Origin of the sequence: Candidatus Lariskella endosymbiont of Epinotia ramella (genome assembly GCF_964019805.1) — a bacterium.
Taxonomy (GTDB): Bacteria; Pseudomonadota; Alphaproteobacteria; order Rickettsiales; family Midichloriaceae; genus Lariskella.
In genome coordinates this window covers 1,004,913-1,030,850 of sequence record NZ_OZ026472.1, presented here as the reverse complement: position 1 = coordinate 1,030,850, position 25,938 = coordinate 1,004,913, and the positions used below count along the sequence as shown (strand labels likewise).

The window sequence follows — 25,938 nt, the reverse complement described above, 5'->3', positions numbered from 1 at the left end:
TTTAAAATGCTTTTCATGTAATTTTGTATATCATATGTCGCATTCTTGCTGACTTTTTTGGAAGTATCGCTTTATATATACATAATTAAATAATAACTCTTCATTTATCATTAATAATATATACTAAAAAATATTTATAGTGAATCTAAATAAGCTTCAAACATTTTAACTTAAAAACTCTATACCAGTTGAGTAATAAAACCTTGGATAAAAGTACAGCTGTAAACATAGAGCTGGCAATTCCTATTATTAATGTCACAGCAAAACCTTTGATAGGTCCACTTCCAAAACAATATAAAGCAAGTCCTGCAATCACGGTTGTCACATTAGAATCGACTATTGTAAAGAAGGCGGCTTTATATCCACTTGAGATGGCTGGTAACATTTTCTTTCCTAAGCGCAGCTCTTCTTTGATGCGTTCACAGATAAGAACATTAGAATCAACTGCCATACCAAGCGTTAAAACTATTCCAGCCAGACCAGGTAACGTAAGTGTAGCGTCTAAAAAGCTTAACATAGCAAATATGAAAAATATATTCATTATCATTGCTATATCTGCTATTAAACCAAATACACCATAAAATGCAACCATAAATATAATCACTACAATAGCTCCAGCAATCATGGCGCGTGCGCCTGCTTCTATGGAATCACTGCCTAAATTTGGTCCTACTACTCTCTCTTCAATTATATTTAGTGGGGTAGCAAGTGCGCCAGACCTAAGCATAAGAGCAAGTTCATTTGCAGTTTCCATAGAGAAGCTTCCTGAAATTACTCCAGAGCCACCAATGATAGGTTCATTAATTACAGGTGCGCTTATAACCTCATTATCAAGAACAATTGCAAGCATTTTACCTGTATTTTTTGATGATATATCCGCAAATATCCTACTTCCAACGCTACTTAGTTTAAAACTCACTGCAGGTTTTGATGTATTTACTACAACTTGTGCATCAATCAACATGTCACCACTGAGCATAGATTCTGATTCAACAGCCAAATAACGCTGATTGCTTTCACTGTTACCAGCACTAAACAACAGAATTTTAAACCCAATTGGAGGTCTTACCCTAGATTCCAGAAATTTTTTTGTAATTTCTAGATCCACAAGATGGAATGAAAGCTTTGCAGTGCGGCCGAGCAATCTCTTAATTTGTTCAGGTGAACTTGCTCCAGGAACTTGCAGTAAAATCTGATTTTTCCCTTGTTTTTGTAGATCAATCTCCTTAGCACCTTTTTCGTCTATACGTCTTCTTATTATTTCAATGCTTTGCTCCATTATCTTGCCTTCAGCTGCTTGAAGCATATCACTATCAAGCTTTACTGATATAACATCTGTTTCAGTACGAACGCGAAAGTTTTGCCCCACAGTCTCTTTTACTTTTTTTAAGAGTTGTTCATGCAAGTCTTTTGATATTTCTTTTCTGAGCTTTAGGTTAATTCCTTGTAAATCAGGTAGTAGTTCAAATTCTACAGAATGTGTAGTATCTTTCTTGAACTGCACTTTTAGTTGAGAAAAAGCTTGTTGCAGAACCTCTTTTCTATAATTATCAAGGTCCGCTTCGAGCAATAAAGAAACTCCTCCTCTAAGATCTAAACCTAAATTCACAGTATTTTTAGGCAGGTAATTAAGCAAATTACTACTGCTGCCTATAAACATACTAGGAAGTGCAAAATATATTGCAAGTAGGCAACAACACCATATAAAGAACTCTTTCCACTTTGGAATATAAAACATGTAAGTAAATAAAAGTAAGTTTTAAAATTCTTGAGAAATATTGATCGTGTTTGCCATATTAATCACAATGGCAAATCAAATGAATAATCCAGGGCAATGTATCAAAAAGTATACAATTTGAAAAGCATCAAAAATAAAACTTCAGTATAAATCATGATGTTTCAAGTTCATGCATTATATGTTATAGAATTATGTCGTGTCGATACAATTTTGAATCACAAACAAACAATCAATGCATTCATCCAGTAATTTAGAAAACCTTTTTATACATCTTAGAGCACACTCAGATTATTCTCTTGGTAAAAGTACAAACAAAATTCAAGCACTTGTTAAAGAATCTCTAAAGTATAAGATGCCAGCACTTTGCCTTGCTGATTACGGTAATTTATTTGGCTCTTTAGAATTTTCCATGGAATGTGTAAAAAACGGCATCAAGCCGTTGATAGGCTGTATAATCAAAGTCTTATTACCTCAACAATTTGCTCTACAAAATGGTAATCAATTAAATCTACACGACTTTTTTATAATAGCTAAAAACGAAAGTGGATATAGAAATTTATTATACCTTGTAAGCCATTCATTTTTGCATACAAAAGGTGATGTTACATTTTATATTACACTAGAGCAACTATTTCAAAAATCAGATGGCATAGTGCTATTATCACCAGGCACACAGGGTATAGCAAGTGAACTATTTCATTCTGGCAAAACTGCTCAACTTGAGGAATTAGTTGTCAGTCTAAGCAAACAATTTGAAGATAATTTCTTTTTAGAGTTTATTAGGAATAGTGATAAAATAGATGCCGCGCTGGAGAATGTATGCTTAGATCTTGCATATAAATATAATATACCGATTGTTGCAAGCAACCCCATATCTTATCTCACACCAGAACTTATGGTAGCTCAAGACGCGCTGCTTTGTATAACAGAAAGTAAGTATTTGCTCGAAGATACAAGGCCAAAAGCAGGCATACATAATTATTTCAAATCACCAAGCGAGATGGTGAAACTCTTCAGCGATTTGCCAGAAGCAATCGAAAACACAGCATTGATTGCAATGAAATGCTCGGCTATGGCAGAGGAGAGAGCTCCAATGCTGCCTAAGTTCACTACACAGTCACAAGACATTTCTGGAAATACCAAAAGCATTAGTGAAGCTGAAGCTCTTCGCAATGCTGCCAAAATAGGACTTGAGAATAGAATTAGTGATATCACAGATTCAAAAGAGAGAGAGGAGTATTTCTCAAGGCTAGAATTTGAACTAGAAGTTATAAATAAGATGAACTTTCCTGGGTATTTTTTGATAGTCTCAGACTTCATCAAATGGAGTAAAAATCAAGGAATTCCTGTCGGTCCAGGAAGAGGATCGGGTGTTGGATCGATAGTAGCTTGGGCTCTTGAAATTACAGATCTTGATCCTATAAAATTTGGCCTGCTGTTTGAGAGATTTTTAAATCCTGAAAGAGTCTCAATGCCAGATTTTGATATCGACTTCTGTCAAGAGCGCAGGGATGAGGTGATAGGGTACGTACAGCAAAAATATGGCGAGGAGAGAGTAGCACAGATAATAACATTTGGAAAATTACAAGCAAGAGCAGTGCTTAGAGATGTTGGTCGCGTTATGCAACTTCCATATGGTCTTATAGATAAGATAAGCAAATCTGTTCCTCATAATCCAGCAAATCCAATTACACTCTCTGAAGCAATAAAATTAGACAAAGAATTACAAGCGCAAAGAGGAAATGATCCAGATATTGATAAATTACTTTCAATTGGCTTGCAACTTGAAGGGATAAATAGGCATGTATCAACACATGCAGCGGGAATAGTAATATCAGATCGCCCTATCATAGAGCTTGCCCCTCTTTATCAGGATGCGAATTCAACAATGCAAGCAGTGCAATATTCACTGAAATATGCTGAATCTGCCGGCCTCATAAAATTTGACTTTCTTGGACTTAAAACATTAACGGTCATTTCCAAAACCTGCTCTCTTATCAATGAGAGTATTATACAAGAAAATAAAAGTAAGGATAATCCAAAATTCTTCGATATCAATAGTATTGGCCTTGACGACCAAAAAACTTATCAAATGCTCTCCAGAGGAGAAACCATAGGGGTATTTCAGTTTGAGGGTGTTGGTATGCGCGGCTCCATTAAAAATCTGAAGCCAGATTGTATTGGAGACTTAATGGCACTTGCGTCGCTATATAGACCGGGCCCTATGGATAATATACCAAGCTATATCAAGCGAAAACATGGCCTTGAAAAGGTATCTCACATACATAAGAAGCTTGAAGAGTTACTTAGCGAAACATACGGTATCATAATATACCAAGAGCAAGTTATGGAGATTGCTAAGATCCTTGCTGGCTATAGCTTAGGACAGGCAGATTTGCTCAGAAGGGCAATGGGTAAGAAAAACAAAGCTGAGATGGAAAGATTACGTGAAGGCTTTGTGAATGGTGCTGTAAAGGGAGGAATAGAAAAACAGCAAGCACAAGAAATATTCGGCTTAGTCGAGAAGTTTGCAAGTTATGGATTTAATAAATCTCACGCTGCTGCATACTCTGTAATCTCATATCAAACTGCATATCTAAAAGCGCATTACCCACTGCAATTTTTTACAGCTTCTATTAACCTTGAGATACACGACTCAGACAAGATAAGTATGTTCTGTTCAGATGCTAGACATTTTAAAATAAAAATCTTGCCTCCTGATATCAATAGTTCCGCGGCATATTTCAAAATCGAGGGAGATGCTATAAGGTTTGGACTTGCTGGTATTAAAAATGTCGGAATTTCTGCGATGGAAATCTTAGTAAAAGAACGGCAAGAAAATGGATCATTTACCGACATTTTTGATGTACTTGAGAGATGCTCACATAACGCTATTAACAAAAGAGCTATAGAAAATCTTGCGAAAGCTGGAGCATTAAACTCTATAGCGGATAATAAAAAGCAGATTTTCTCAAATGTTGATACATTAATAAAATATTTAAATTTCTACCATAACAACTCTTCTTCACAAATAGATCTTTTTGCTCAAGACGGCAAGCAATATTGCCTCAGGCCGGAATTACAACTATGCCAAGATTGGGATCAGAAAGAAGGTTCAAAGATGGAATTTGAAGCGCTGGGGTTTTATCTATCGTCGCATCCACTGTCTGAGCACAAAGTCAAACTACAAAAAGCAAAGGTAATAACTTCAGATTTAATCGAGCGCTTAGCTGATAAGAACGCGGCCAAAATGAACATAGCGGGGATTGTTATCAATAAGAAAATACGTTCCACTCCTAGAGGTAAGTTTGCATTTCTGCAACTCTCAGATCCAAACGGAATGATAGATGTTTCTATATTTAATGAACAGATTTTATATGAAAATGCAGATCTAATTGCTGAGGGGCATGCTGTATTTTGCGAAGTTGAAACTAGAAAGGATGCTGCAGGAGTTAAAATAATTATCGAAAAAATACATGATCTTGACGATTATTTATCAAAAGTTAACTCTTTTTTCAACGTTTATGTATCGAAAATAGAAGTAATAGATAAGATAGCAAATGAGATTTGCGAATCTGGAGTACAAATCAATATCATAGCGAAACTAAAATGCTCTGAGGTTACTGATCAAATTTCAGATAAAACGTTTACAATATACTTTACACATCAGAAGCAAATATTTGTGACAAAAGAGTATTTAGAGAAAATGAAGCACATAGACGGAATAGAACTTGTTGAGGTTTAGCATTTAAAATAAGTTAAATTTTATAGTCCGTTCGTTAATAATTTATTTGCATAGCAAATAAATTTTTGGCGGATAGACAAGATATAGATTTGTTCGTCGCATTTATTAACTTATTGCGACAAAACCAATGCTAGTGATAGAGATTTCCAAGTATCACATTTCATAAATTTACAAGTAATAGCTTGGACTTTTGCAGTTTAAGCTATTTTTCTTTGTAAGAAACTGCGCGGATAATTTTTGTGAATTCATGTGCATCAAGACTTGCGTTTCCAACAAGAATTCCGTCTATACTATGAATACTGCTGAGCATGCTAATGTTTGAGGAATTAACAGAGCCACCATATAAAAATTTTATTCCTGTATAGTGATTTTTTATAACGGTTGCTACTTCATTGATATCACTTAGAGTTGGAATGTTGCCAGAACCAATAGACCATAGTGGTTCGTATGCGATTATCATATCGCTGATACTTTCTGTATCTAGCAGATGAATTGAGCCATGAAGTTGATCTAGAATGTCATGTATATAAGTTCCGCTATTTCTTTGTTGTGTGGATTCACCAACACATATTATAGGGGTCACTTTACTCTTTAGCAATGAACATACTTTTTTTGAGATCGATAAGTTAGATTCGGGTTTTGCTATCCTGCACTCTGAGTGTCCAACTATTGAATATTTACAGCCAAGATCAAAGAGCATACGCGAATTTACCTGTCCTGTATGTGGGCCGTATTCGCAATATTCAGAAACATCCTGTGCTCCAAGTGTAAACTTTAGCGATAATTCAGAAGAATGATTTGTGATGTTACAAGCAGCTTCTATGGAATCTAGATTTTCAATGGTGACCACTGAGTTATCATAAGGAAGAGGAGGATGTATGGAGGGAAAGCTGCTTTGATATGAAGATGAGTTATTGATCATGGCAGAGACAGTGCCAAGATACACATACGGTGGACAAAAAACAACTTCTACTCCACCAATACCACATGTAATGTTACCTGTGAATGCTTCCATAACAGCGGAGACAAGGCGGGAAGCGCTAGCCTTGTCACAATTCATTTTCCAGTTTGCTACTACTAAGCGCACAAAATCATGTTAATATAAAATTAAACGCTTTCTAGAGCTTTGATTTTTTTTGTGAGTTGGCTAACTTTTCTAGAGGCTGCATTTAGCTTCAAGACACCAAACTTCACGCCACGCATGATTTCAGATTCGACTGTGCTAAGCATTGCCTTTAAATCAGTGAAGTCATTTTTTGCAATAGCAGCTTCTAACTTCTTAGTAAAAGTCTTAATTCTACTGACTCTCTGTGTATTCCTTTTTGATCTTTTTAACGAAGCGCGATGAGCTTTAATTGCGGATCTGTGATTAGCCATAAAATTTCAAAGTTACAAAATAATTATAAAGTGTTGGATTGCAATATACCAGAGGCAAATTATACAACGTTTCTACTTGCGAGTCAAGATCACCTATGCTGCATAATTGACACAATTAGTAAAGATATGGTAAGCATCTGGTTAGATGAGCTTGTATATTGATAGCTATATCCTGAGAAGAATAATGTTATTAACGCGATTTGCCAATTCCTAAAGTTTTTGAAATATAAAATTCAATGATTTTTGCAAAGTAGGTATATTGCAACTCACTACTAAAGTAGCAAAATGGTATAGCACTTTGTCGGCAGTACCTAGGTTATCTTATATCAAAAAATTGCTGTGGCTTCTTGTATTATAAGAAAAAAATATCACTTTTTATAGCTTTTATGTCTAAAGATGTCCCAAAAAAAGATATATTGGAGTGGTTAAAGTTCTTAGAGGATGAAGAAATTAAGGAGAGTAAGAGTCACTTAATTAAAAAATCTTCAATAAAATTATATCAAGAAGATATAAACCACTCTTCGATTGAAGAATCTTATAAAGAGTCTAATGACATAGCATTATATGATAATAATATCTATTCTCTTAAAGCATTAGAGGAAAAACAACGTAAAGAAAAATCGTGCCTTAGAAAAGAAGTGTCTAATAAGATGAATCTAAATATCAAGAAGGTTGAGAAATTACACCTTACTCATACTTTGAAAACAGCCAGATTGTTAGAATTAGAAGAGTATAGAGACAAATTACTTATTGCGCATAATTCATGCCTTTCTCATAAAAAAATTAGAAGCATATCATCAGGAAAGTGCAACATAGATTCTTCAATTGATTTGCATGGATATACTATAGAATCTGCATTTTATATGTTTGAACAATTTGTTACTGCAGCATATTTAAACGGACAAAGACTGCTTCTTGTAATCACAGGAAAGGGTAGGGCAAAAAGATGTGATTTAATAAAAAATGATACAATTAATGGCATGATACAAGAATGGGTCAATATAAAGTCTGTGAAAGATAAAATACTGTATTTCAGCCATGCAGCCCAGCATCATGGAGGAAGTGGTGCATTTTATATTTTTTTAAAACGAAAGCGCAGGTAATAAATATTAAAAATAACTGTGTATTGACTCTATAACACTTTTGATTAGTATCGGGTCTTGTCTTCCTGGAATAGATTCAATTCCGCTTTCTACATCTAATATCTTAGCGCTTGTTTCTCGAACTATATAGTGGAAATTATACCTAGAAATGTCACCAGATAATATCCATGGTTTGTCTGTCTCTATTTTGTGAAAGATGTTCCAATCCGTAAATTCTTCAAATTGGTTTGATGGTTTGAACAGAAACATATCAACTACGTCGTCATATGGTATCGTCTTCTCAAAATCATAAAAATTTTGTACATGAAATGTCTTGATTATTTTGCAATTGAACTGTGACTTGATAATTTTGAGCATGTCAGGTGATTCAAAGCCATTAAACTGTATATAATCTGGATGAAATAATGAAATAATATTGTTAAGCAGTAAATTTGTTACTTTATTTACAACTGCTACCTTTTTTACACTTAAAAGTGGTATATCCATGAACATTCCCCTTGCTGCAATTGGGGTAATGCAATTTACGGATGCGGGATCAAAATGGCAACCTATATAGTCAGCGCCATTCTGTACGGCAGATAATATACTATCTCGATTGCTCAGCCCACATAGTTTTACGGCAATCTGTGGTGCTCTATACATACTTATAAATGTTTTAATCCTTCCTTTAGATAAACATAACCTGTAGCGAGTGTCAATATGGCTGCAATCCATATCAAAAATTGCCCGATTGCATCAGTATAAGGTATTCCTATGCACTCTTCGTTGAGCAATAACACTGTGATGGCTATCATTTGTATTACAGTCTTGATTTTTGCTATATTACTTACTGGTATGCTAACTTTTGTTTCTGCTAGATGTTCCCTAAGACCAGAAACCAATATCTCCCTACATAATATAGCAATAGCAGGGAAAACATCTACCTTATCGAAGTGTACCAGCATAAGCAGGGCAGAAGCAACAAGCATTTTGTCAGCAGTTGGATCTAAAACTGCTCCAAAGCGTGATTGTGTGCTCCAAAGTCTTGCTAAAAATCCATCAAAATAATCTGTTATGCTAGCAAATATGAATATTCCAGCTGCCATATAATGAGCAAAGTTATCTTGTAAATAAAATGACATTATAAGAATTGGTATCATGCAAATGCGCAGTAGTGTCAATATATTTGGTATATTTTTTGTCATGCTTCTACATCGTAGTTGAAATTAAACAGATTGTATTATTAATGAATCCAATAACTTCGTTAGTGAGTAACTGCATCATTTTGACTAAAATTGCAATATATAGTGTGCAAAATCAGAAATAATCGATTTATATTATTGCATATAATATGCGGTTCTATTTAAAAAGGTGCACAGTTTAATATATAAATGAATGCAGTTTAATATTGAATTAATCAATTTGTACAAGTTATTTTTATAACTCAAATTCCTCTTCTCTCGCTCCGCTTAACCATTTTTCCAGAAATATGTTGTAATGTTCCTTATTACCTGATGTTAAGAAAGATATGATTTCGGAGATAGATTTCATATATCCGTCTCGTTTCATTTTGCCAATATGGTGCGCATAGCGCAAATATAGTATATATGTATTCAATACGTCTAATTCACAGTAGTCTCTGATTTCTTGAATTTTGCCTTCATAGTACATATGCTCAACCATGCCGCCATCAATCTCCATTTTGCCTGGCAAGCCCAGCATTGCACATACTTCATTCATCTTAACTCTTGCTGAGCTTCCAAAATCTGAAAATGCTTCTAGCAAGTCACAATGCCAGTCTAGTGAATATCTACTGCTGTAGTTATTCCATTTATCGCCTGATTTATAGAACCAATCTAGTGATATGTTATAAAGCATTGCTCGATATTTCAAAACAGGCATATCAAAAGTTTTGCCGTTGAAGCTTACAAATCTTGGATGTATCTTCCTCAAATATTGAAACAATCCCGTGATAAGATCTTTTTCACTAGATTCTACATTTCCTCCTGATCTTAAATCCTTTATTTTATAGTATTCAAAATCATCTTGATATTCTATATCTGCTTCTAAAAAACTTATTGCAACTACTTTATGAAATGGCTGTCTTAAGAATGAGTTTTTTCCTTGAGTAATATCTAGGTGATACTCTTTAAGTTTTTTTGTTAAAAAATCTCTGCTGGTCTCGGAATTATCAGCATCTGCTTCATCTGATATTAAATTTGATGCAGCAACCAAATCAGGTATAGTTTCGATATCAAAAACGAATAATGTTTTGTGTTTCAATGTTTATTTTCCTATACAAAAGTTACTAAAAATGCGGTCTAACAGCTCTTCGACATTAACTTTTCCTGTTAATCTGCCAAGAGCGTCTGCAGCTAATCTTACGTCTTGAGCTGCAATTTCCAAGTGTTTTTCTAAAGAGAATAAGCTAAGATGTGAAACGCAATCATTTAATGTGTGGATATGTCTTAGCTTTGTGATAACAGGTTCCGTTGCTGATATATGGTACTTAGCTTTAATCAATAGCAATAATTTTTCTGTAATGGAATCAAATGCAGCGCTTTGATCTATTAGTGAGATTGGAATCATAGTGCATTCTGGGATCCCAAGATTCAAGATTGCGTTTTTAACTTCTTGTGCTGCTGGTTTAAGATCTGACTTATTTAAAAGGCAAATTATGGAACTTGATATATCATCTCTTGATATTGAGAAATCTCTGATTAGTTCTTCTGAGTATGATGAATTAGATTCGCAACTTGCATCAAATACAAAAATTGCTACATCTGAATTTAATAATGATTTTTTAGCTCTTTTTATTCCTTCTTGTTCCAAAGGATCTATGGTTTCCCTGACTCCCGCTGTATCTGCAAAAACAATTGGAAAGCCTCCTATGTCAACTTTACTTTCTATAATATCGCGCGTGGTTCCTGCTATATCAGATACGATAGCAGCGTCTCTTTGAGAAAAAATATTAAGTAAAGTGGATTTTCCAGCGTTAGGAGGCCCAATAATTGTCACTCTAATTCCATCATTCAATGAGGTATTATTCTCGTTTGTCTTGATATATCTAGTAATCTCTGACTTTAATCTTAAAACCTCATCATTAACATTATTCAGCAATTTATCTGGTATATCATCTTCAGGAAAGTCTATCAATGCCTCTAAAGTAACGAGTATATCAATGAGTGATGATCTCCATGAATCATATAAATTTTCAAGTTCTCCAGAGAGGTTGCGTATCGCAACAGATTTTTGTAACTCTGTTTGTGCGTCTAACAGGTCCGCTAGTGCTTCTGCTTTTGTGAGGTCGAATTTAGAGTTATAAAATGCTCTTTTAGTGAATTCCCCTGGTTCTGCAAGGCGCAAAAAATCTAATTTGTGTAATTCTTTTATCAAGTCATTGATCACAGCTATGCTGCCGTGCACATGGAGTTCTAAAACATCCTCCCCAGTGAAACTTGCGGGACTTTGAAAAAAAATTGCTATTGCATCATCTATTATATGACTTTTATCCACTGAAAACAGGCGACTCAATGTTGCTCTTCGATTAATTAGCTCATCCTTTCCTCCTAGCTTGCTATATGTTAGTTTAGCATCTGGCCCTGAGATTCTAATCACGGCGACTCCAGATTTGCCGAATATGGTAGAAAGTGCAAATATAGTAGACATACTTTGTTATAGCTATATATGGCCTAAAACGGCTTTAATACCGCAAGAAAAACTATGAAAATCATAAGTAGAGATGGTATTTCATTTGCTACTTTAAAAAATCTTGAGGTCTTCTTATTAGCACCAAGTGCAAACGCTTTTGCAAAGCGCCACATTATGTGATGAAATGCAAGTAGAATGAATACGAAAAACAGCTTAATATGGAGCCATATGCCGCTCTTAAATCCAATTATATAAATCAAGGTAATTCCAAGGAGTAGTGATAAAATCATGCTAGGGGTCATTATATACATAAAAAGGCGTCTTTCCATGGTTCTAAATATCATATCTGTTTCAGAGCCTACTCTTGTATTGGCATGATACACAAAGAGCCTTGGTAGATATAGCAAGCCAACCATCCAGCATATTACTGCAATAATATGAATAGATTTTATAACTAAATAGTATTCGGAAATCATAACTTTAAATACCAAGAGATATTATCTGACCAGTAATTGAAGGTGTTTTTATTATAAAATCTACAGTACTTGTAATCTCGTCGCATTTGACTTGCTTGCCTAGTATAGATTTTTTAATTTCATTTTCGAAATTTTCTTGATTCTGTTGTTCGCTTTTTAGTGCATATCCAACTGCTATGCCATTCACTCTGATTTTTGGTGCAAGCTGTCTAGCTGACGTTTTGGTAAAATCTGTAAGTGCTAATTTTGTTAGCCTATACGTGCAAAAATTGTTCGCTGAAGAGTATGCATTGCAATCTAACATATTTATTATGTTTAGGTTAGCATTATTATGGAAGTTTTGTCCTGCGAACAATGATGTCAGTATCATAGGAGCTGTTAAGTTCGTAGCAAGACAAGAGCTTACCTCATCAGAGTTTAAAGAATAAATAGAGTCATTTTGGAATGCAGAGGCGTTATTAATCAGAAGGCTGATTGGTTCTTTTGTTGCATGAAATAGCGCGGGAAAATTACAAGAAGCTGCTGAAAAATCAAGGCGCGCCAGTTCTATTCTGCCTTTTTCTTCTTCAGAAAGCGAAGAGTTGATAGATGATGCGTCGGAATGCGATTGATTGTAATGCACAATAACGTTCCAACCATTCTTTATAAGATAAAGCGTCAAGAATCTTCCTATTCTCCTTGCGCCGCCAGTTATTAAGGCTGTGGCCACTCAAAATCTCCTGCGAGTATTCTTGAAAATGAAAAAAGAAACTAATTTTACATAAAATGAATTGGCAGGAGCGAGAGGACTCGAACCTCCAACCGCCGGTTTTGGAGACCGGAACTCTACCAATTGAGCTACACTCCTATATGACAACGAGAATCTATCTTTGATTCTGCGTAAAGTAAAGTACTTTTTGAGTTATTATGAATATCTATAATTTATAGAAGTTTGCGCAAATCTATCATAAGTTGTGATTTTTATTCTTCTGTCTCGGAATGTTTTGTTTAAAATATATTTTATCATAACTCTGTTAACCAAGTCATTTTGTAAACATTTTTTATCTAATATACCATATTGCTTCGTTAATTTCTTTGTAGGTATGTGAAGTATTTGAGGTAGAAATTATTATACTCTAAAAAATCATGATTTCAAAATCATCACTCGAGCATTTATGTAGGCAGAGCCATATGAAAAGTGATGCAGCGCAGAGATAGTAATGCAACTCAAAGATGATTTATATTTTTATATAAAGTTATGATTTATATAAAAATATAAATCTTTTGATGTTTATTTGCATATATGAGATAATAATAAGTCATACTATATATTGGTATTGTGTTATGTTGGAAAATCATTGGATTTTTGTTTTCTTATTTTTGAGATGAGCAACAATATCTTACCTTTATATTTTATTTTGGAAGCCTTTCGGTGTAGTGCGAATACAATATATGTTAAATTAGCCAAGAGGGTTGTTCGATGAATTTTCTAAATGGATGTAGGAAGGTAACTCATGGCAGTGAATAGGGAATATTTGACACGTCAGATTAAAAAACGAGTTGGGCTGCATGTATTTCAAGCTGAGTATATAGTGGATGCTGTGATAGATTTTATCATAGAATCTCTAGCGGCAGATGATTGCACTGTACGTATTAAATCATTTGGTTCATTTTATGTGCATAAAAGAAAAGCAAGAATGGTGTATAACCCCAAAACTGGTAAAGAAGTATTGGCACCTGAAAAAAGAGTAATGAAGTTTAAAGCATCTAAGCATCTGAAGTCAGCAATTGATTCTAACATCAATATGATTGTTAGAACATATCATGTGGATGAAAAACTAGGTGTACGGCGCGCAGGATATAAAAATTCAAATTTTATCAATCTATAGCATTATACTAATTCTTGAATTTAGCTTGCTCAATATACATTTTGTATATAGTCCATCGCGCGTACTATATAATAGTGCATAGGCACTGCCGGCAAGGCCATTATTCAGGCTTTTTTGGCCTAACATTTCATATTGCGTCATTCATTTCTTTGTAAATAATATAAAAGCATTAGGTGTGGTAATGAACTTATATACTCGTCATACTTTTTGGTCGCTTGCGTCATCACTCTAAGAAGCGTAGGATTTATCTCGGCCTGCAAGCGGTTATGATATGCCAAAAGTTCAGCAGAAAATGGCAAAATTGCCAAAAATCTTATGGATTTTGTTAAGTAGTATTTGCTAGGTACATGACAAATTATATGTCCGAAAATTAGCCCAGTGCCGCGCTTAAAAGCTAATTTTTTGTACATTTAATTTTTTACAAAAATTTATTTGCGCAGGAGATCAATTTTTGACGGATAGACTTTGTGAAATTGGCGCAATAAAAAGATCGCTTGTTATGTATTGACTATACACATGCTCCCTTAGTTCTTCCTAGCTCTTTTTGAAGTCTAACTTCGTATGTGTATAATAAAATACCAACTCTTCATTTACCCTGCTATATAGTTTTAATGGCTATCATTTAAGAAAGAATTGCATCTAGCATCCATATATTTTTTTCATGTTCAGCAAGTTGTGATGTGAAAAAATCTGCCGCTACAAAATCCGATATTTTTTCAGAATCTGCTATAATTGCTCTGATTAAATCAGAGAGAATTTTATTATCCTCTAGCAGATGTTTTAGCATAGATTGCCAATTTGCAGATATCTCAATACCGGACTTTATCATACTATTCTTATCAAACTCTGTGAATGAGGCATTTATGCTTTGATTTCGCATTACTATAAGCTCAGCTATGCCGTCTATTCTAGATTGCATGGTTTCATATTGCTCTTGAAATAATTGATGTAGTGAATGGAAGTTTGGTCCTGATACATTCCAATGACAAACTTGCGTCTTTAGGTAAAGGCTGTAAGTGCTTGCGAGTATTGTATGTAAATCTTTCATCTTAACCTTCAATAGATTTATGTTTGAGTTTATTTAAAAGTGGTTTGTTAAGTAATGTAAAGCGTTATTGTGCCTGTATACTTTTCCATATGTGCTGATCAAACTATTATATAAGTCTTTTTCGCCTAGTTTTCTATATTACTTCGTTAATTTCTTTACAAATATGTAAAAGTATTAGATGCAGCAATTAACTTGTACTCTAAAAAATCATGTTCTAAAAATCCTTATATAAGCACTTTTGTTAATAGGGCCGCAATCAGTGCGTGTTGCAATAGATATGTTCTAATATATCGATATATCATAGTTTTATTGAATTTTAACATGTTGTTATTGCATGAGCGTAGTTATAGATTTTGCCTAGCTTATCACTGAGTTGGAAGATTAAAATGCTGTGAGAATTGAGATAACTTTGCACTGCGGAGATAAACAAAGATTATAGTCTCATTTCTTATATACGCATAGTTAAAACTAACTCTTTATTTATTATATATATTCGTCACGCTTTTTAAAATTTGTGTTGTCACAAGGCTCCTTATTTTATGCGAGTTGCTAATTCATTTTATGATTGGCAATTTGCGTTTTGTAGCTCTTTTTGGAGTATGACGAGTATATAACTTTGTATGTTGCACGGTTGATAAAGTCATTTCTTAAAATCTGTGCGCGTGTACTTTGTAGTCAGTGTCATGCATAATAAATATCAGCTCTTTATTTGTTAGAGATATATATGATCTTATTAGAGTTCTGCAAATCTCCAGTTTGTAACGCATAATTGCTTCCATATTGAATTTTAATGTTAAGTGCTTATAACTGCATGCTATTCAGTGTGCAAGAGAGGAATTATATGGCAATTACGTTAATATTAGCAGATTTTGTAATTTGGCCAATCAAATATTTAGCTTGTCTTAATATTAAGGTTATGCTCATATGTTGAATATGAACAAAAGATTAAGGCAAAGAGATTTGAGGAGTTAGCTGTATGAGTTATAGATATATTAGGATATTTCTAGCTATACTATTTTTTATGGCATTTATTGTTTATCTAATGGACTCTGAGAATCGTAAATCTAATAATAAGGATAAAGGTTTTTCGGTAAAGATACTACAAACTGTTGAACATCCGGCTCTTGATGCGACCAGGCGTGGCATTGAAGATTATCTGAAAGAATGTTGTAATGTAGCTGTTAATTATGAAACTGCGCAAGGAAGCCAAGAACTAGCAAAACAGATTGCTAGAGGTTTTATATCTAAAAATCCAGACGTAGTTGTTGCAATAGGAACGCAAGCTGCTCAAGCGCTATCATGGTATCACGGAAATATACCGCTTGTGTTTAGCTCTGTGACAGATCCTGTCAGTGCTGGGCTTATGAAGAATATAAGAGTGCCTAATGCAAATGTTACTGGAGTATCAAATATGGTTCCAGTTGAGGGTCAACTAGAGTTATTCAAAAAAATATTGCCGAATCTAAAGAGTCTTGGAATGTTATACAGCCCTGCTGAAGCAAATTCTCTTGAGTTAATCAGAATAATAAGACGTAGTGTGTCGAACTTTGGTATCCAAATCATTTCTGTTCCTGTTTATTCGGGTGGAGATATAATTAGCTCTGCAAAGCAGTTGACTAGAGATGTGGATGCATTGTTCGTTAGCAATGATAATATCACATTATCTTTTCTTCAAGGGATAGTAAAGATTGCAGAAGATGCAAAGAAACCAGTATTTTGCAGTGATATAGACGCTATAAATATGGGAATCGTAGCTGCTATGGGGCCTAATCAATATGAAATAGGTATAGAAACTGGGCGTATAATAGAGCGTGTATTAAATAGACCTCTTGCATAACCATATAAATTGATTAAAATCCTTGATTTTATCAAGGATAACATGAAGTTTGAAAACATCAAAGATGAATACGCAGAAGAGTTTCGCAGGCTTACTGGCATTAAACGAGGAACGTTTGAAGTTATACTAAGTATATTAAAAGAAGCTGAAGCTATTTTAAAGTCTCAAGGTGGAAAACCCAATAAATTGGCTTTAGAAGATCGATTACTCATGACGCTTGAGTACTTGCGTGAATACAGGACATATTTTCATATTTCCCGCAGTTATGGAATAAGTGAAAGTGCCTGTTATCGTAATATACGTTGGATTGAAGATACTCTAATTAAAGATAAACGATTTTCACTACCTGGACGTAAAGCATTACTAAAAAGCGATTCTGAATACGAACTTGTGTTAATTGATGCTACTGAAACACCGATAGAACGACCTAAAAAAAACAGAAGCACTTTTATTCGGGAAAAAAGAGGCGACATACTCTAAAAACTCAGCTTATTGTGGATAAAAGGAAAAAAGAAATCATTTGCACTAATTTTTCTAATGGCAAGCGTCATGATTTCAGGTTATTTAAAGAATCCGGAGTTCACATCCACCCTGAGATTAAAGTTCTTACAGATACTGGTTATCAAGGCATTGATAAGTTGCATTATAATTCAGAGTTACCAAAGAAAAAGACAAAAAAGCGACCACTAAGCAGGAAAGATAAAAAGAAAAATCGTCAATTGTCTAGTGAACGTGTTTTAAATGAAAACGTCATAGGCATGATCAAACGATTTAAAATTATCGCTGATCGTTATAGGAACAGAAGAAAACGATTCGGTTTAAGGTTTAATTTACTTGCTGGTATCTATAACTTTGAGCTTTAAATAGGTTATGCAAGAGGTCTAATGGAGAGAAGGTATCTGAAATACCAGTTGCATTTCCAAAAGAGCAGGAAATATCTATCAATTTGAGAGCTGCTGAAAGAGTAGGGCTGAGTATACCTGATTCTGTGCTTAGAAATGCTAATAATGTTATACAGTAGTTTGTATAGAATTTTGACTCTATAGTATAAACTAATTATTAATATGTAGTCGTTGCGTCATAATTCTCAAAACACGGAATTGATGTCGGCATGCAAGCAATTATAGTGCACCAAAAAATCCAGCAGAAAAAGTGGCAAAACTTGTATATATACCTATTTGTATAGCAGAAAAAATTTGTCATACACTTTTAGTTATTAATCGATAATTCATGTAGTATATGGTCAATACATGTTGCAACGGTTTTCTTTAGTGTATCAAGTGGTATATAAATAAATTTAGCTGCATAATTTTGAGAGTAGAGCATGTATTCTACTTGCTTTTTATGCCAACTACCTTATAGGTTGTAATTGTGAGCATTTACTACATGTATTAATCATAATCTGAGTAGCTTAAGTCTTTGTTCCAAATATTATGGTTATGATTGTTATTTGTTAATTATTTTGTGGATGATATTTGTATTTATATGCGGTATATATGCGCCATTAGAGATTGTAAAGATTTATTGTGTAGTGTGCTGTAATGAAAAATTGTGATTTATTAGTCATTATATGATAAATATTTCTAAAAAAAGACGGATATATAAAGTATATAAGAATATTGAGATGTTGTTTGAAGTCAGATGGTGTTATTTATGAAATTATATATATAATTGTGCAAATTATATATTGCATACTTAAAGCATTTGTATATAACACTATACTAAGCAAAATTTTTTCAATTTTAGTTGTTTATTCCTGATATGTCGCAGTTACTCGATGAAAAAACGCCAAGTTTAGTTAATATGCCCCAAGATGAAAAAATGCTCATTGAAAGCTTGCTAGAATATTATAATGTTGATCATGTTGCGGATGCTAAAGTCCGAGAGAGAGCAAAGCAATATGTTATGGCAATAAAGAAGAGCAAAGCGAGTATTGTAGAAAGTTTTATGCAAGAATATGAGCTTTCTACTGAAGAAGGTGTTGCTATGATGTGTATAGCAGAGAGTTTGCTTAGAATTCCTGATGAATACACTGCGCAGCAGTTGATAGTGGATAAAATCTTAAACAAAGATTGGTTGAAGCATTCAGGGAAAAGTGAGTCTTTATTTGTGAATGCTTCTACTTGGGGGCTTTTTATCACTGGTAAAATGCTCAAATTTAATGAATTAGATTTTGATGTTGCAAAGCTAGTAGGAAAATTTGGGAAGAATGTTGTCTCAAAAATTTTAAAAAAAGCTATCCATTCTATAGCCAATACTTTCATTATAGGGGATTCTATAAAGTCTGGTGTTGAAAATGCTAAACGATACGAAAAAAGCGGACAAAGAGTTTCATATGACATACTTGGTGAGTCATCTAGAAACATAGAGCAGGTTGAAAATTATTACTCAAGTTATCTCATGGCAATAGATGTGGTAGCAGGAGATAAAAAGCGAGAAGATTGTTATAGTGCTCCTAGTATATCTGTCAAACTTTCTGCTCTTCATCCAAGATTTGAATTGCTTCAAAGAGAGAGGGTGTTTAGCGAATTATTTTCAAGAGTTGAGAATATAGTTAAGAAGTGTGCGGAGAAGAATATAGCTGTAACGTTTGATGCAGAAGAGGCAAGTAGGTTAGATATTTACCTAGCGCTGTTAACAAAGCTTATCTCAAAAGATGAATTTGCAGCCTATAATGGCATAGGCTTTGTTGTGCAGGCGTATCAGAAACGTGCGTTTGCAGTAATAGACTATATTATAGAGCTTGCGAAGAGATATAATAAAAGAATTCCTGTGCGACTTGTTAAAGGTGCTTATTGGGATTTTGAAATTAAAAATGCTCAAGAATTGGGTTTACTAGACTACCCTGTTTTTACATGTAAAGAATTCACAGATATATCGTATCTTGCATGTGCTAAGAAGATTATTGCTAATAAGCAATGGATATATCCACAATTTGCTACGCATAATGCATATACGATCGCAGCAATCCAAGATATGTGTGATAAGGATGAATTCGAGTTTCAAAAATTGCATGGAATGGGTGACGCTTTGCATAATGTTATGTTGAAGCAAGGATATATTTCTAGAATTTATGCGCCTGTAGGTGTATATCATGATTTGTTGGCGTATCTTATGAGAAGATTGCTTGAAAATGGAGCAAATACCTCATTTCTACATATAGTGCATAGGAAGAACGATTCTTCGCAAAGTGCTGATATGGAAACGCATGTGAAGGCAGCAATTAAGAAACTAAACGTTGCTCCTAAAATTCTTAGGCCGCAAAACATATTTTCAAGCGGTAGATTGAATTCTATAGGATATGATCTGGGTTTTGCACAAGATTTGGAGATTATTAGAAAGTCTGTAGAAGGCGTTAGTATTTCAACTCTTGTTTCAGTGCTGCAAAAATCATGGCAAAGTTATTTTGTAGAAGATGAAAAGAATATTATAGAAAATAGTGATAGCAAATGTATAACTGTGATGAATCCTGCTAATTCGAAGGAAGTTTTAGCGAGATTGATAGGAGCTAGTATCAAAGATGTGGAACATGCGCTTGAATCTGCAAAGAAATATTTTGATGAGTGGTCTTCTTCTCACGTTGAAAAAAGAGCGGAAATTCTGGAAAAAGTTGCTGATTTGATGCACCATAATCGCCATACTTTATATGCTCTGCTTATAAGAGAGGCTGGAAAGAATATAAAGGATTGTATAAATGAGGTGAGGGAGGCTATAGATTTTGCAAGATATTATGCAAATAGAGCTAGAGCTCTTATGTCTGAGCCGAGTGTATTAGATGGATATACAGGTGAGTTGAACACACTTGCTTTATATCCCAAAGGTGTATTTGTCTGTATTAGTCCTTGGAACTTTCCATTAGCAATATTTTGTGGGCAGATCTTTGCAGCATTAGTGTGTGGTAATACTGTGCTTGCTAAACCTTCAGAAGTGACATCTTTGATAGCACTTTATACTGTCGATTTAATACGTGCTGCTGGAGTACCAAGTGGAGCTTTGCATCTGTTGCTTGGTGCTGGAGGGCAGATAGGTAGACAGCTGACAAGTGATAACAGGGTATCTGGAGTTTGTTTTACCGGTTCGACTAAAGTTGCTCGTGCTATAAATGTTGCGTTGGCTTCTAGAAATGCACCTATCGCATCTTTCATTGCAGAAACTGGTGGACAAAATGCCATGATAGTTGATAGTTCAGCTTTACTGGAACAGTCTGTGGATGCAATATTGTTCTCTGCGTTTGGTAGCATAGGGCAGAGATGTTCTGCATTGCGTGTTCTTTATGTGCAAGATGAGATATATGAGCCGCTACTTAAAATGCTTTCTGGTGCGTTGCAGGAGATTAAGATTGGTAATACATTGGATTTCTCAAATGATCTTGGCCCTGTCATTAGCGCTGCTGCTAAAAGTTCTCTAGAAGCTCATGTAGCGTATATGAAGAAAAATGGCTTTAAAGTTACTACGTGGAGTGGTGATCTTGAAAACATAGAATATAAAGACGGCTATTTTATAGCGCCTTGCATAATAGAGATAAAAAGCATTCATGACATAAAAGAAGAGAATTTTGGTCCGATATTGCATGTTATCTCTTATAAAGCAAAAGATATTGATAATGTGATTGCAGAAATAAATAGTACAGGATTTGGATTAACGTTTGGAATGCAATCTCGTATTGAGAGAAATTTTAAGTATGTAGCAAGTAAAATAAAAGCTGGAAATATCTATATAAACAGATCTGTCACAGGAGCGCAGGTTGAATCACACCCATTTGGTGGAGAAGGAAATTCTGGTACTGGTTTTAAAGCTGGGGGGCAAAATTATCTTCTTAAATTTATCACAGAGAGGACATTGACAATAAATACCACTGCTGTTGGTGGTAACTTCAAGCTTTTGAGTGAAAGCTTTGACAATGCTTAAAGAATTCACTGTTGCTGTTTTGAATGAATAAACTTCTTCTTCAAACGCTTGTTACGGTGGCAAATTGCTTTGTCGCTCGGCTTCCTTAAGGATGCTTATGTACTTCCTTTTACGTTGCGCTTCTTAAGTACGTGCGCCAAAAGTCTCGAAAGTACTCATAGAATGATGCCTCAAGTATCAAAATAGCGCTTTAAATCCGTAAGAAAATATTATAGTAAGCGCAAAAACTTACGGATTTTGTGAAAGTAGTGTTTGCAGGGCGCAGGAGTAATGAATATATCCAAAAATTAGCGCAGGGCAGATATCTAATAGCTAATTTTTGTACATTTAATTTCTACACAAAAATTCATTTGTGCAGCAAATCAATTTTTGACGGACAGATTTTGAAGAAAAATCACATAAAGCATAGAAAGAGACAAGCGGTGCTACATGTGACTTTAATGGATTTTCTTCAAAGTTCTGGTTCTGAAATGAAAGGAGATGTTGATTGTACGCTCGATTCCTCATTTATATCAAATTCAGCAAATTGTTCTGGTATATATTTGTAGTGAGTTTCAAAAGTTGCTTCGCTAGTGGTTTGCTGCTCTTGTAGTAATAAATCAGAAATCGCATTTGTTATTTGATGTGCGATTATGCCATACTGTAATGTTTTGATAGCATGAATTGTAAATGCGGTTATATGAACGTCAGATAGTTTATATGAGTGCGTGTAATTATAAGCAAGAGCTGTAGTTCCGCCTGCTATATAAGATATGAACTTTGTAAATATCGATTGTTCAACTGGCTTTCCATCATTTTGTTGACTAGCTTCCATTCTATTGTATAGGTTGTAACAAGTAATGCCGCTCAAGGCAGAGCTTATTAAGACTTCTGTGAAAAGTTTGAGTGGTGAAAATAAACTTAGTGCATTATATGCAGCATATGTTAATGCATTCATTCCAATTTCAAAGCCGCACTTATTAATAAAGTCACTAACTGAATCTATCTTAAAATCGCTTTGCGGGTCTTTCTCATTGATTGTGTAAATTTTTTAGAGCCATTAAAATCTCCCATCAAATTTGATTATAAAATGAGCCATAGCTTCATTCCAGTTAGAGATAGGCATGGTCCATTTTTTGGTAATATAATCAATCGTTAGGTATAAAACCTTGAATACCGAATCATCATTTGGGAAAACACGCTTATTTCTTGTAACTTTTCTCAACTGACTATTCAGCGATTCTATAGCATTTGTAGTGTAAATTATCTTACGGATACTCTCTGGATATTGCAGAAATATTACAAGATTCTCCCAATTATTATACCAGGATTTTGCTATATGTGGATATCGTTTACTCCATTTCTTATCAAAAGATTCTAGGGCAAGATGCGCTTCATCTTCAGTAGCAGAGCTATAAATAAGCTTTAAATCTGATGCCAATAATTTTCTGTCTTTATATGATACATACTTCAGGCTATTTCTAATTTGATGTACTATACAAAGCTGATGCTCAGTTTTGGGATAACTTGCGCATATAGCTTCAGACATACCAGTCAGGTTATCACTACAGGCAATTAATAGACCTCTTGCATAACCTATTTAAAGCTCAAAGTTATAGATACCAGCAAGTAAATTAAACCTTAAACCGAATCGTTTTCTTCTGTTCCTATAACGATCAGCGATAATTTTAAATCGTTTGATCATGCCTATGACGTTTTCATTTAAAACACGTTCACTAGACAATTGACGATTTTTCTTTTTATCTTTCCTGCTTAGTGGTCGCTTTTTTGTCTTTTTCTTTGGTAACTCTGAATTATAATGCAACTTATCAATGCCTTGATAACCAGTATCTGTAAGAACTTTAATCTCAGGGTGGATGTGAACTCCGGATTCTTTAAATAACCTGAAATCATGACGCTTGCCATTAGAAAAATTAGTGCAAATGATTTCTTTTTTCCTTTTATCCACAATAAGCTGAGTTTTTAGAGTATGTCGCCTCTTTTTTCCCGAATAAAAGTGCTTCTGTTTTTTTTAGGTCGTTCTATCGGTGTTTCAGTAGCATCAATTAACACAAGTTCGTATTCAGAATCGCTTTTTAGTAATGCTTTACGTCCAGGTAGTGAAAATCGTTTATCTTTAATTAGAGTATCTTCAATCCAACGTATATTACGATAACAGGCACTTTCACTTATTCCATAACTGCGGGAAATATGAAAATATGTCCTGTATTCACGCAAGTACTCAAGCGTCATGAGTAATCGATCTTCTAAAGCCAATTTATTGGGTTTTCCACCTTGAGACTTTAAAATAGCTTCAGCTTCTTTTAATATACTTAGTATAACTTCAAACGTTCCTCGTTTAATGCCAGTAAGCCTGCGAAACTCTTCTGCGTATTCATCTTTGATGTTTTCAAACTTCATGTTATCCTTGATAAAATCAAGGATTTTAATCAATTTATATGGTTATGCAAGAGGTCTAATATATCTTTTAATCCTCGATTCTTCAATTCAGTAAAATTACTAAGCCAGAATTTAGATCCTTCATTCTCACTTATCCATAATCCTAAAATATCTTTCCGGCCCTGTAAATCTATACCCAGCGCAACATATACTGATTTATTAATTATCTGTTTATCTTGCCTTACCTTAACTATTAAACAATCAAAATATACTATAGGATATAATGGTTCAAGAGGTCTACTCTGCCAAATTCTAACCTCATCAATTATATCATCTGTAACCCTACTAATTAAACTCTCACTAACTTCTGCACCATATAATTCATGTAATTGAATCTTGATATCAGACAAACTCATCCCCTTGGCATACAGAGATATTATCTTTTGATCTAAACCATCTATTCTTGTTTGATTCTTGGATACAATTACAGGTGCAAATTTACCTTCTCTATCTCGCGGAATATTTAACTCGATACTACCATTCTCAGTAATCAAATGCTTATTATAATTGCCATGAGTCTTTATCAAAGATTGTGTAAATTATAGTAGAGCCTATATTTGGAATTAATAAAGAATATAGGTAATTAGAATGAAGACAGAAAAGAATAAGAAAATAAATGAAGCGATAGATTTACTGATAGAAGGAGGAGCGGATTTAAAGACAGTACTGAAGCAGGATGGATTGATTAAGGAATTAACGAAGAGTATTTTGGAGAGAGCCTTGCAGGCAGAAATGTCTGAACACTTAGGTTATAACAAATATGATAGGTCTGAAACTGAGAATTGCAGGAATGGTCATTATAATAAGAATTTGATTACTGAGAATGGCAGTATCGAGTTAAATATTCCGCGAGATAGAGAAGGTAAATTTGCACCTGTAATTGTCTCCAAGAATCAAACAAGAATAGATGGTTTAGATCAAAAGATAATATCTCTGTATGCCAAGGGGATGAGTTTGTCTGATATCAAGATCCAATTACAAGAATTATATGGAGCAGAAGTTAGTGAGAGTTTAATTAGTAGGGTTACAGATGATGTAATTGATGAGGTTAGAGAGTCTTTATCAAAGATTGTGTAAATTATAGTAGAGCCTATATTTGGAATTAATAAAGAATATAGGTAATTAGAATGAAGACAGAAAAGAATAAGAAAATAAATGAAGCGATAGACTTACTGATAGAAGGAGGAGCGGATTTAAAGACAGTACTGAAGCAGGATGGATTGATTAAGGAATTAACGAAGAGTATTTTGGAGAGAGCCTTGCAGGCAGAGATGTGATTCTGAATACGAACTTGTGTTAATTGATGCTACTGAAACACCGATAGAACGACCTAAAAAAAACAGAAGCACTTTTATTCGGGAAAAAAGAGGCGACATACTCTAAAAACTCAGCTTATTGTGGATAAAAGGAAAAAAGAAATCATTTGCACTAATTTTTCTAATGGCAAGCGTCATGATTTCAGGTTATTTAAAGAATCCGGAGTTCACATCCACCCTGAGATTAAAGTTCTTACAGATACTGGTTATCAAGGCATTGATAAGTTGCATTATAATTCAGAGTTACCAAAGAAAAAGACAAAAAAGCGACCACTAAGCAGGAAAGATAAAAAGAAAAATCGTCAATTGTCTAGTGAACGTGTTTTAAATGAAAACGTCATAGGCATGATCAAACGATTTAAAATTATCGCTGATCGTTATAGGAACAGAAGAAAACGATTCGGTTTAAGGTTTAATTTACTTGCTGGTATCTATAACTTTGAGCTTTAAATA

The 25,938-nt window shown here is 34.2% G+C and carries 8 protein-coding genes and 1 pseudogene; 4 read left to right on the top strand and 5 right to left on the bottom strand.

Features of this window, described 5'->3' with window-relative positions:
- Positions 1-145: 145 nt before the first annotated feature.
- Positions 146-1,660 carry a protein translocase subunit SecD gene (gene secD / locus AACL20_RS04430; protein WP_339051798.1) on the bottom strand — a complete coding sequence of 505 codons (1,515 nt, stop codon included), beginning with the start codon at positions 1,658-1,660 and terminating at the stop codon, positions 146-148.
- Between the two features lie 310 nt (positions 1,661-1,970).
- On the opposite strand from secD, the gene dnaE reads away from it, so the two are divergent.
- Positions 1,971-5,483: a DNA polymerase III subunit alpha gene (dnaE, locus tag AACL20_RS04425; RefSeq protein WP_339051797.1), complete on the top strand. Its 3,513-nt coding sequence runs from the start codon at positions 1,971-1,973 to the stop codon at positions 5,481-5,483.
- A 16,698-nt stretch (positions 5,484-22,181) separates the two neighbouring features.
- Here the strand turns inward: dnaE and AACL20_RS04345 are convergent.
- The 4 genes from AACL20_RS04345 to AACL20_RS04330 all read right to left on the bottom strand — a co-directional run bounded on the left by AACL20_RS04345 (position 22,182) and on the right by AACL20_RS04330 (position 24,696).
- Positions 22,182-22,544 carry a hypothetical protein gene (locus AACL20_RS04345; protein WP_339051796.1) on the bottom strand — a complete coding sequence of 121 codons (363 nt, stop codon included), beginning with the start codon at positions 22,542-22,544 and terminating at the stop codon, positions 22,182-22,184.
- Positions 22,545-22,769: 225 nt separating this feature from the next.
- The gene (locus AACL20_RS04340; protein WP_339052679.1) at positions 22,770-23,285 is read right to left on the bottom strand and encodes a transposase; all 516 of its coding nucleotides are present in this window, start codon (positions 23,283-23,285) and stop codon (positions 22,770-22,772) included.
- Between the two features lie 24 nt (positions 23,286-23,309).
- Positions 23,310-24,130, bottom strand: a protein-coding gene (locus tag AACL20_RS04335; RefSeq protein WP_339051669.1) for an IS5 family transposase whose coding sequence is annotated in 2 segments (ribosomal slippage) — positions 23,310-23,743 and positions 23,743-24,130 — 822 coding nt in all. Because the reading frame shifts where the segments join, the coding sequence is not laid out codon by codon here.
- 29 nt (positions 24,131-24,159) lie between these two features.
- The gene (locus AACL20_RS04330; RefSeq protein WP_339051795.1) at positions 24,160-24,696 is read right to left on the bottom strand and encodes a transposase; all 537 of its coding nucleotides are present in this window, start codon (positions 24,694-24,696) and stop codon (positions 24,160-24,162) included.
- Positions 24,697-24,757: 61 nt separating this feature from the next.
- On the opposite strand from AACL20_RS04330, the gene AACL20_RS04325 reads away from it, so the two are divergent.
- From AACL20_RS04325 to AACL20_RS04315, 3 genes and pseudogenes are all read left to right on the top strand, one after another.
- Positions 24,758-25,246: a transposase gene (locus AACL20_RS04325; protein ID WP_339051794.1), complete on the top strand. Its 489-nt coding sequence runs from the start codon at positions 24,758-24,760 to the stop codon at positions 25,244-25,246.
- 50 nt (positions 25,247-25,296) lie between these two features.
- Entirely contained in the window at positions 25,297-25,446 is a 150-nt protein-coding gene (locus AACL20_RS04320; protein WP_339051793.1) for a hypothetical protein, read from the top strand.
- Positions 25,439-25,935, top strand: a pseudogene (locus AACL20_RS04315) (IS5 family transposase); the annotation flags it as partial. The gene AACL20_RS04320 and the pseudogene AACL20_RS04315, both read left to right, overlap by 8 nt.
- Between the last annotated feature and the right edge of the window lie 3 nt (positions 25,936-25,938).